This window comes from Amycolatopsis sp. NPDC102522, assembly GCF_055584485.1.
Genome location: NZ_JBVJLY010000057.1, coordinates 1 through 1,254, shown reverse-complemented (window position 1 = coordinate 1,254; position 1,254 = coordinate 1). Strand labels below are relative to the sequence as shown.

The window sequence follows — 1,254 nt, the reverse complement described above, 5'->3', positions numbered from 1 at the left end:
CGGGCTGCTGCCCGAGCTGGTCAAAGCCGTACTGGAACGTGGGTTGCAGGCTGAACTCACCGGCCATCTGGGCTACGAGAAAGGCGACCCGACCGGTCGGGGAGTCACCAATTCCCGCAATGGTTCTACCCCTAAAACGGTGTCCACCGAGGTCGGTGAGGTGCAGCTGGCCTCGCCCCGGGACCGGGACGGCTCGTTCGAGCCCCGTCTGATCCCGAAGGGCTCACGGCGCACCGGTGGCCTGGACGAGATGATCATTTCGCTCTATGCGGGTGGGATGACCGTCCGCGATATCGGCCACCACCTGTACCGCACCTACGGCACCGAACTGTCCCACGACACGATCTCGAAGATCACCGACGCCGTGCTGGAAGAGGTCAAGACCTGGCAATCGCGGCCGCTGGAGGAGATCTATCCGATCATCTACCTCGACGCCCTGGTCGTGAAGGTCCGCGACGGTCACCAGGTCCGCAACAAGGCCGCCCACATCGCCGTCGGGGTCGACCTGGAAGGCGTGAAACACGTCCTGGGCATCTGGGTCCAGGCCACCGAGGGCGCCAAATTCTGGGCGGGGGTCTGTGCCGAGCTGCGTAACCGCGGGGTCCGGGACGTGCTCATCGTATGCTGCGACGGCCTCACCGGGTTCCCCGAGGCCATCGAGGCGACCTGGAATCTCGCGATCGTGCAGACCTGCACCGTCCACCTGATCCGGGCGGCGATGCGGTTCGTGTCCTACCAGGACCGCAAGAAGATCGCCGCCGCGCTCAAGCCGATCTACACCGCTCCTACCGCCGAAGCCGCCCGCCTGGAACTGGATGCGTTCGCCGCCTCCGATCTGGGGAAACGCTACCCGGCGGCGGTCATGACCTGGGAAAACGCCTGGGAAAGGTTCGTTCCTTTCCTGGAATTCGGCCCCGAGGTCCGCAAGATCATTTATACGACGAACGCGATCGAATCGCTGAACTACCAACTCCGCAAGATCATCAAGAATCGGGGGCATTTCCCCAACGACGACGCGATCATCAAGCTGCTCTGGCTGGCCATCCGCGACATCGAAGACAAGCGAGCACGTCAACGCGACAAGGAGAAAGGCCTACCAGCAGGCCAGCGCAAAGCGCCCCCGAAGCTTGTCGAAGGCGCCACCGTCCAGGGCTGGAAACCAGCACTCGGCTCCCTGGCCATGGCCTTCCCCGAACGCATCGCCCACTACGTCAAATAGAACCCATTTTTACGATCACTTACACAGAAAACTTG

At 62.9% G+C, this 1,254-nt stretch carries 1 protein-coding gene; it reads left to right on the top strand.

Annotated elements, in window-relative coordinates; all coding sequences use genetic code 11:
* On the top strand, positions 1-1,219 hold a 1,219-nt coding region (locus tag ACZ6YV_RS44265; protein WP_465515394.1), incomplete at its 5' end, for an IS256 family transposase.
* Positions 1,220-1,254: the final 35 nt, after the last annotated feature.